The sequence below is a fragment of the Streptomyces sp. NPDC057307 genome (assembly GCF_042667665.1).
GTDB lineage: Bacteria > Actinomycetota > Actinomycetes > Streptomycetales > Streptomycetaceae > Streptomyces.
Genome location: NZ_JBHUZM010000226.1, coordinates 1 through 8,284, shown reverse-complemented (window position 1 = coordinate 8,284; position 8,284 = coordinate 1). Strand labels below are relative to the sequence as shown.

The 8,284-nt window shown below is 70.3% G+C and carries 8 protein-coding genes; 6 read left to right on the top strand and 2 right to left on the bottom strand.

The genetic code is table 11. The features are described from left to right. Nucleotides 1-140 precede the first annotated feature (140 nt). Entirely contained in the window at nt 141-578 is a 438-nt protein-coding gene (locus ACFUN8_RS36275; RefSeq protein ID WP_383647402.1) for a hypothetical protein, read from the top strand. A 48-nt stretch (nt 579-626) separates the two neighbouring features. Here ACFUN8_RS36275 and ACFUN8_RS36270 read toward each other — a convergent pair whose 3' ends face one another. Further along, entirely contained in the window at nt 627-1,301 is a 675-nt protein-coding gene (locus ACFUN8_RS36270; RefSeq protein ID WP_383647400.1) for a FadR/GntR family transcriptional regulator, read from the bottom strand. Nucleotides 1,302-1,434: 133 nt separating this feature from the next. Here ACFUN8_RS36270 and ACFUN8_RS36265 point away from each other — a divergent pair, with 133 nt between their 5' ends. From ACFUN8_RS36265 to ACFUN8_RS36250, 4 genes are all read left to right on the top strand, one after another. After that, nucleotides 1,435-2,733: a CynX/NimT family MFS transporter gene (locus tag ACFUN8_RS36265; RefSeq protein ID WP_383647397.1), complete on the top strand. Its 1,299-nt coding sequence runs from the start codon at nt 1,435-1,437 to the stop codon at nt 2,731-2,733. 17 nt (nt 2,734-2,750) lie between these two features. After that, nucleotides 2,751-2,867 carry an SGM_5486 family transporter-associated protein gene (locus ACFUN8_RS36260; RefSeq protein ID WP_023542633.1) on the top strand — a complete coding sequence of 39 codons (117 nt, stop codon included), beginning with the start codon at nt 2,751-2,753 and terminating at the stop codon, nt 2,865-2,867. 282 nt (nt 2,868-3,149) lie between these two features. After that, nucleotides 3,150-3,356 carry a hypothetical protein gene (locus tag ACFUN8_RS36255; RefSeq protein ID WP_383647395.1) on the top strand — a complete coding sequence of 69 codons (207 nt, stop codon included), beginning with the start codon at nt 3,150-3,152 and terminating at the stop codon, nt 3,354-3,356. Between the two features lie 85 nt (nt 3,357-3,441). Then, on the top strand, nt 3,442-3,960 hold the full coding sequence (locus ACFUN8_RS36250; protein ID WP_383647393.1) for a SixA phosphatase family protein: 519 nt from the start codon (nt 3,442-3,444) through the stop codon (nt 3,958-3,960). A 133-nt stretch (nt 3,961-4,093) separates the two neighbouring features. Here ACFUN8_RS36250 and serB read toward each other — a convergent pair whose 3' ends face one another. Beyond that, on the bottom strand, nt 4,094-5,341 hold the full coding sequence (gene serB, locus ACFUN8_RS36245) for a phosphoserine phosphatase SerB (protein WP_383647390.1): 1,248 nt from the start codon (nt 5,339-5,341) through the stop codon (nt 4,094-4,096). A 306-nt stretch (nt 5,342-5,647) separates the two neighbouring features. Between serB and ACFUN8_RS36240 the strand changes: the two genes are divergently transcribed. Continuing rightward, complete coding sequence (locus tag ACFUN8_RS36240) at nt 5,648-8,221, top strand: FHA domain-containing protein (RefSeq protein WP_383647388.1); 2,574 nt, start codon at nt 5,648-5,650, stop codon at nt 8,219-8,221. Nucleotides 8,222-8,284: the final 63 nt, after the last annotated feature.

Genomic DNA, 8,284 nt, shown 5'->3' with positions numbered 1-8,284 from the left:
CGTGACCGCCGTCCGGCGGTCACGCGGCTTCCCGCTTCCGTGTGACGGACGTCGCGGACCGCCTCCGGTCACCGTCCGTGTCCGTCCGAGTCGAGAAGCGCGACGACTCCCCGCACACTGATCGGGGAGGAGGTGTCGCTGTGTATCGGAGAGCACGCAAGGCGGCTGCCTCACTGACGGTGGCGGTGCTGATCGTGGCGGGCCTCGCCGTCACCGCCGTCGTACGGGACGAGTCGCCGCCCCCGGTGGCCAGGACGTCGGCGGCGGGCCTGACCGGCGCCGACCGGATGGCGGTGGATGCCGACGACGACGACCGCGACGGCGACGACGGTGAGCGCGACCCGTTCGGCGCCCACTGCCGTACGACGACCGAGGGCTCCCTGGTGACCGCGTTCTGCCACAACCCGTACCCCGGCACCGACCGCGTCCAACTGCACGTGGAGTGCGCGCGCTGGTGGGACGTCGACTCCGACAGCGCCCCCGCCGAGGCCGGGGCCGCCCGCTACGCGCGGCTCACCGGGCGCTGCTGGAAGGAAGTCGCATCGGCCTGGGTCAGCCACGAGCGCGTCACGCCCTGACGGTCACGCGCTGACGGCCGGGGGGGCCGGACCGGCCGCAGTCGACCGTCAGACCGTCTCGCGGAGACAGGTGAACGCGTGGCTCGCCGCCTCCGTCCCCGCCGTCTCCGCGTCCCGGGCCCTGATCGCCGCCACCAGCCGCGCGTGGTCCAGATGGAACGCCGGCCGCAGCTCACGCCCCACATCCGCGCGCAGCCCGTCGCGCAGCAGTTCGCTCAGGTCCGCGTAGAGCGCGGTGAGCACCTCGTTGTGCGAGGCCGCGACCACCGCCAGGTGCAGGGTCGCGTCGGCGGCCACGAACAGTTCGGCGTCCCCGCCCGCCCACGCCTCCTCGCGGCGCGCCAGCAGCGTCTCCAGCTGCCGTACGTCCCGCTCCGTACGCCGCTCGGCCGCCAGCCGGGCCGCCGAGGCTTCGAGGGTGGAGCGCACCTCCGCGATGTGCCGGGCGTCGGCGTCGGCGAACCGGCGGTGCATCACACCGGCCAGCTCGCTCGTGGCGATGACATACGTTCCCGAGCCCTGCCGGATGTCCAGGAGCCCGTTGTGCGCCAGCGCGCGAACGGCCTCGCGGACGGTGTTACGGGCCACGCCGAGCTGCTCGACCAGCTCGGGCTCGGTGGGGATGCGTGAGCCCACCGGCCATTCGCCCGACGTGATCTGGTTCCGCAGCTCGGTGATCACCTGGTCGGAGAGCGCGGATCGCCGGGGAGAGGTCAGGGCCATGGTGCTCCAGGTTCTCAGTGCCGGGGGCGGATGTCGGGAGTCTGCCATCCGGAGATCGCTCTCCGGAGATTGCCGTCCGCAGATCGCCGTCCGGATTGGACAACCAATCATCCCATGATTCTATGATGGCACCATGTTTGACGAGACCACGACCCCACTCGCGCCCCGGGAGGACGTCGCGCCCGCGCCCGCCGACTCTCCCGCACCGTCACCCGCACCCCGGACGACCGTGTGGCTGACCCGTCTTCTCGCCGTGGGACTCGTCCTCGCCGCCGTCAATCTCCGTCCCGCCATCACCAGCCTCGGCGCGCTGCTCGAAGACGTACGCGACGGACTCCACATGAGCGGCAGCGTCGCCGGGGTCCTCACCTCCGTCCCCGCGCTCTGCTTCGCCGTCTTCGGCATCACGGCCCCGCGCCTCGCCCGCCGCTTCGGGCCCGCCGCCGTCGTCTGCGCGGGCATGGTGGCCATCACGGCCGGCCTGCTGATCCGCCCCTTCACCAACAGCACGGCCGCCTTCCTCGCGGCGAGCGCGCTCGCGCTGATGGGCATAGCCGTCAGCAACGTGCTGATGCCGGTGATCGTGAAGCGGTACTTCCCCGACCGGGTCGGCACCATGACCGGCCTCTACTCGATGTCGCTGTCCGCCGGCACGGCCCTGGCGGCGGCCGCGACCGTGCCCATGACCACCGCGTTGGGCGGCAGTTGGCGGCTGGGCCTCGGTCTGTGGGCCGTGGTCGCCGCCGTCGCCGTACTGCCGTGGGCCGCGCTCCTCGTACGCGACCGGCGCGGCGCGGCGGCCCCGGCCGACGTGGGGCACCGGCCGGGGCCCGAGCAGGCCGCGGCGCCGGCACCGAGGATCGCCCGCAGCCGCACCGCCTGGGCGCTCGGCTGCTTCTTCGGCCTCCAGGCGACGGGTGCGTACATCACCATGGGCTGGATGCCGCAGATCTTCCGCGACGCGGGGGTCTCGGCCGGTACGGCGGGACTGCTGCTGGCCGTCACCATGGTGATGGGCGTGCCGCTGGCCTTCGTGATCCCGCGGCTGGCCGGCCGGATGAGGAACCAGGGCCCGATCGTCATCGCCCTGGGCGCCTGCGGTCTCATCGGCTACGCGGGCCTCTATCTGGCGCCCGCCGCCGGGGCCTGGGTGTGGGCCGTGCTGCTGGGCGTCTCCAACTGCGCCTTCCCGCTGGCGCTCACGATGATCGGCATGCGCGCGCGTACCGGCGCCGGGGTCGTACGGCTGTCCGCCTTCGCCCAGAGCACCGGCTATCTGATCTCCATTCCGGGGCCGCTGCTGGTGGGCGTGCTCTACCAGCACAGCGGCGGCTGGGAACTGCCGATCATGTTCGTGGGCGGGCTGATGGTGCCGCAGATCATTCTGGGGGTCGTCGCGGGGCGGGACCGGACGATCGAGGACGAGTGCTGAGATGAGAAACTGGGCGCATGCCAGTCCTTGATCCGAATCCCCAGAACGGCCAGAAGAAACTGCTGCTGATGTTCGGCACGATCATCGGCATCATGGTCGTGATCGCCGTCATCGCCTCCATCGCCAGCCCTTGACCCCCGGGGAACTTCCGGGCGAGTGAGCCGAAGGGCGCGCCGCTGTCGAAAGGGAGAGCGCGCGGAGGCCCCGAGGAACGAGGGGCTGAGCACGGTCGACCGTCGACAGGGGCTCAAAGCGCCCGGAGGCGAACCGAGCCTCGAAAAAAGAAATGGTGGTGCCAGCACCACCATCCCCTAGGGGGTCAGGGTCAGGGTCGAGTGGGTGGGTCTCCGGATGTGACGCGGGGCCGCTGATCCGTAGCTTTGAGGTACTTCAACCGCAGACCTACGGAGGCGGCCATGTCGGCCCCTACGCACACCCGGTCCCACCGCCCGTCCCCCGACCGTGTCGACATCCGTCTCCCTTGGTGGGCCGTGGTGCTCCCCGCCCTCGCGTTCGCCGCGCTGCTGCTGGTGATGGCCGGCCCCGGCCAGGCCGCCGCCTCCGCCGGTGAGCCCGGCGTCGGCCGGATGGTGATCCAGATTCAGCAGACCCTCTCCCGGTAGCGCCGTCGCCGACAGGGTCACCCGTGGTGGGTGACCCCTCCAACACCCCGCGCCTGACGGCGCATTTCGTGCGAAGCTGGGTTGCATGAGCGTCGAAACACCCCGCAGGATTGCCCTACTCCGGCACGCGAAGGCCGACTGGCCCGAGGTGGCCGACCACGAGCGGCCGCTCGCCGAGCGAGGCCGCGCGGACGCCCCGGTGGCCGGTCGGCGGCTCGCGGAGACCGGTATCGCCTTCGATCTGGCTCTCTGTTCGACGGCGGCCCGTACGCGCGAGACCTGGAAGCTGGCGGTGCACGAGTTGCCGCAGCGGCCCAGGACCGTCTACGAGGACCGGTTGTACGACGCCACGCTCGGCGATCTCCTGGCGCTGCTCACCGAGACACCGGACGAGGTGAACGATCTCCTGCTGATCGGCCACAACCCCGGCATGCACGCCCTCGCCGACGCCCTCTCGGCCCGCGCCGAGGGTGACGCCCTGGGCCGGCTGACCGCGAGCGCGTTCCCGACCTCGGCGTTCGCCGTCATCGGGTTCACCGGCTCGTGGAAGACCGTGGAGCCCGACGTGGGGACGCTGCTCGAATACTGGGCGCCGCACGACTGACCGCTCGACCGACCGCGCGACCGAACGCCCGAGTCGCCACCCGCGAGTCACCACCCCCGACCGCCCAACTCCCTTACGGACAGAGCCCCGGCACGGTGTGCGTGCCGGGGCTCCATCGTCTCTCGGGGGCCGGTCAGACGGACGGATCCGAGGCCGCTTCCGCCTCCGCGGCCTCCACCTCTTCGACCTCTTCGCGCGTGATTCCCAGCAGATACAGCACCGTGTCCAGGAACGGCACGTTCACCGCCGTGTGCGCCGCCCTGCGGACCACCGGCTTGGCGTTGAACGCGACCCCCAGCCCCGCCGCGTTCAGCATGTCCAGATCGTTGGCCCCGTCGCCGATCGCCACCGTCTGGGACAGCGGCACCCCGGCCTCCGCCGCGAACCGCCGCAGCAGCCTGGCCTTGCCCGCCCGGTCGACGATCTCGCCCACCACGCGCCCGGTGAGCTTCCCGTCCACTATCTCCAGCGTGTTCGCCGAGGCGAAGTCCAGCCCGAGCTGGTCCTTCAGCCCGTCGGTCACCTGGGTGAACCCGCCGGACACGACGCCCACTTGGTAGCCGAGCCGCTTGAGCGTACGGATCAGGGTGCGGGCGCCGGGCGTGAGCCGTACCTCCGCGCGTACCTTCTCCACCACCGACGCGTCGAGCCCGGCCAGCAGCGCCACACGCGCGTGCAGCGACTGCTCGAAGTCCAGCTCGCCCGCCATGGCCCTGGCCGTCACCTCGGCGACCTGCTCCTCGCAGCCCGCGTGCGCGGCGAACAGTTCGATGACCTCGTCCTGGATGAGGGTCGAGTCGACGTCCATGACGACGAGGCGCTGCGCCCGGTGGTGCAGCCCGGCCGAGACGACGGCCACGTCGACGCCGATCTCGGCGGCCTCGGTCGCCAGCGCGGTCCGCAGCGGTTCGGTCTCCGTGCCCGACACGGCGAACTCCACCGCCGTGACCGGGTACTTCGCCAGCCGGAAGATCCGGTCGATGTTCCCGCCCGTCGAGGTGATGCGGGCGGCGATGGCGGCCGTCGACTCGGCGGACAGCGGATGTCCGAGCACGGTGACATGGGAACGGCCGCTGCCGCGCGGCCTGTTGTCGCCCGTCCCGGAGATGATCTCGGCCTGGAGCTTCAGGGAGTCGGCCCAGCTGTGGACGGTCGCGCGCAGCTCGCCCTCGGTGCTGCCGCCGGCCTCCGGCGAGGTGACGAGCGCGCACAGGACGATACGGCCACGGGTGACGACCTGCTCGATGTCTATGACGTCGAGCGAGTAGGCGGCGAGGGTGTCGAAAAGGCCGGCGGTGATCCCCGGGCGGTCCTTCCCGAAGATCTTGACGAGAAGTGTGGGGGCGGCGTCAGCGGTCTGAGGGGGCTGCGATGCGCTCATGGTGATCCCACCGTATCGGGCGTGACGCGTGGGGCGACCCGGCGTCCCGCGTACCGGACACCCGTCCGGGGAAGCGACCGGACACGGATACCCCGGACGCGCCCCTCTTGTGGGATTTGAGCCTGTTCACTTACGTTTCGCCGCGCCCTGAAGGAGATTTTGTGGTCTTCTCCGAGGCCCGACTTTCGTATAAGGGGGCGGGCCTGAAATAGTTCCCCACGATGTTCGCCATCCCTAGACTCCCTGCGATGGGAGCAACCCGGGGGACAACTAGTGGGGCATGGAGTGCCAGAGCTCGTACTTGAAATGAATGGAAGGACCTGGACGCTCGACCAGTCCAGGTCATACACCCTGGGACGTGATCCGCAGGGCGACCTGGTGATCGATGACGCCCGGGTCTCGTGGCGTCACGCCACCATCAGCTGGGGGGGCCGTAGTTGGGTAATTGAGGACCACGGCAGCACCAACGGCACTTATGTGCAGGGCCAGCGGATCCATCAGCTGGAAATCGGTCCGGGAACGGCCGTACATCTCGGCAATGCGACCGACGGACCGCGGCTGAATCTGAACGGCGCGGCGGCCGGTGCCTACCAGGCCCAGGGCACACCGCCCCAGCAGGTCAAGGCGCAGCACGCGCCCGCGCAGCCGCAGCCGCAGGGCGCTCCCGGCTGGACCCCTCAGCAGCAGCCTCCTCAGCAGCAGGGGCAGCAGGGCTGGCCGCCACCGCAACAGCAGCCGCCCCAGCACCAACAGCAGCCTCCTCAGCACGGCTACGTACCGCAGCAGCACGGAGGGCCGGGGGGCCCCGGTGCCGGCGGTCCGGGCGGTTCGGGCATCGGTGGCGCGGCGGGGGCGCCGCCGGTGTACGGGGACCGCAGCCCGACCACCTTCCACCAGGTGGCTCTCGGCCGGGTGATGCGCATCGGCCGTGCGCTGGAGAACGAACTGGTCGTCTCCGACCTCCAGGTCTCCCGTCTGCACGCCGAGTTCACCTCGACGCCCGACGGCCGTTTCCAGATCCGCGACCTCGGGTCCCACAACGGCACGTACGTCAACGGTCAGCCGATCACCAAGTCCGGTACGGCGCTCATCGGCCCGAACGACATCGTCGGCGTCGGTCACTCGACGTTCCGACTCGTCGGCGACCGGCTGGAAGAGTTCGTCGACACCGGTGAGGTCTCCTTCTCCGCCCGCCACCTCACGGTGACGGTCGACGGCGGCAAGCAGATCCTCAAGGACGTCTCCTTCGGTGTTCCGGAGAAGTCGCTCATCGCGGTCATCGGCCCCTCGGGCTCCGGCAAGTCCACGCTCCTCAAGGCGCTCACCGGCTACCGGCCCGCCAACGAGGGCGACGTCCTGTACGACAACAGGAATCTGTACAAGCAGTTCGCCGAGCTGCGCCAGCGCATCGGTCTGGTCCCGCAGGACGACATCCTGCACAAGGAGCTGACCGTACGGAAGGCGCTCAAGTACGCCGCCAAGCTCCGGTTCCCCGGTGACACCGCCGAGTCCGAGCGCGAGGCCCGTATCGACGAGGTGCTGCGCGAGCTGAAGCTCGACATCCACAAGGAGAAGCGGGTCACCTCGCTCTCCGGCGGCCAGCGCAAGCGCGTCTCCGTCGCCCTGGAACTGCTGACCAAGCCGTCGCTGATCTTCCTGGACGAGCCCACGTCGGGTCTCGACCCGGGCATGGACCGCGACGTCATGCAGCTCCTGCGCGGCCTCGCCGACGACGGCCGTACCGTCCTGGTCGTCACGCACTCCGTGGCCGAGCTGGCGATCTGCGACAAGCTGCTCGTCATGGCGCCCGGCGGCTCGGTCGCGTACTTCGGACCGCCCGAGGAGGCGCTCAACTTCTTCGGCTACACGACCTGGGCCGATGTGTTCTCGGCGTTCGAGAACTACCGCGACTACGACTGGGCGGGCCGCTGGCGCGGCTCGCAGCACTACCAGATGTACGCCGCGGACATCGACGCCGTCGCCGCGCAGTCGGCCCACATGCCGACACCGCAGCAGATGCGCCCGCCGAAGCCGCAGAGCTGGGGCTCCCAGCTCTGGACGCTGATCCGCCGCTACTCCTCGGTGATCGCCTCCGACCGGGGCTTCCTCGGCCTGATGGTGATACTGCCCGCCGTCCTCGGCGTGGTGAGCGTCGTGATTCCGGCGGACTTCGGTCTGGGACCGCCCGACCCGCCGGCCCAGTTCAACGGCAAGGCCGGGACGATCCTGCTGATCCTCGCGGTCGGTATGTGCTTCTCGGGTGCGGCCAACTCCGTACGAGAACTGATCAAGGAACGGGTGATCTACGAACGGGAACGGGCCACCGGCCTCTCCCGTTCCGCGTATCTGATGTCCAAGGTCATCGTGCTCGGCGTGATCACGGCCTTCCAGGGCGTGATCCTCTGCGGCATCGGCTTCGCGCCCCGCGCGCTGCCCGACGAGGGCCTGCTCATGCCGCCGGCCGTCGAGATGTGCATCGTGATCATCGCGCTCGGCTTCACGTCGATGATGTTCGGTCTGGTGATCTCCTCGCTGGTGAAGACCGCCGAGAAGACCATGCCGCTGCTGGTCATGTTCGCGATCGTCCAGGTCGTCTTCACCGGCACGCTCTTCCAGATCTACGGTTCGCCCGGTCTGGAGCAGTTCGCCTGGCTGATGCCCTCGCGCTGGGCCATCGCCGGCACCGGTTCGACCCTCGACCTGGCGCATCTGATGCCGCCGTGGGAGCCCAAGAGCCCCAACGACCTGGACCCGCTCTGGGACCACTCCGTGGCCCAGTGGGGCTTCAACGTCGGGGTCCTGCTGTTCATCGGAGTCGTGTGCGGGGTCGTGGTGGCGCGTTTGCTGCGCCGCCACGAGCCGGAGGTCATGCGCAAGTAACGCGCGGTAGGGAACAGGTGACACGCACGCCGCCGGTGGGCGGCACCCCGCGAAGGGGTGCCG

Bases quoted from the DNA above. Each gene is read 5' to 3' on its own strand.
- ACFUN8_RS36270 (WP_383647400.1), bottom strand. From the start codon at position 1,301: ATGGCCCTGACCTCTCCCCGGCGATCCGCGCTCTCCGACCAGGTGATC.
- ACFUN8_RS36265 (WP_383647397.1), top strand. From the start codon at position 1,435: ATGTTTGACGAGACCACGACCCCACTCGCGCCCCGGGAGGACGTCGCG.
- ACFUN8_RS36260 (WP_023542633.1), top strand. From the start codon at position 2,751: ATGCCAGTCCTTGATCCGAATCCCCAGAACGGCCAGAAGAAACTGCTG.
- ACFUN8_RS36255 (WP_383647395.1), top strand. From the start codon at position 3,150: ATGTCGGCCCCTACGCACACCCGGTCCCACCGCCCGTCCCCCGACCGT.
- ACFUN8_RS36250 (WP_383647393.1), top strand. From the start codon at position 3,442: ATGAGCGTCGAAACACCCCGCAGGATTGCCCTACTCCGGCACGCGAAG.
- serB (WP_383647390.1), bottom strand. From the start codon at position 5,341: ATGAGCGCATCGCAGCCCCCTCAGACCGCTGACGCCGCCCCCACACTT.
- ACFUN8_RS36240 (WP_383647388.1), top strand. From the start codon at position 5,648: ATGAATGGAAGGACCTGGACGCTCGACCAGTCCAGGTCATACACCCTG.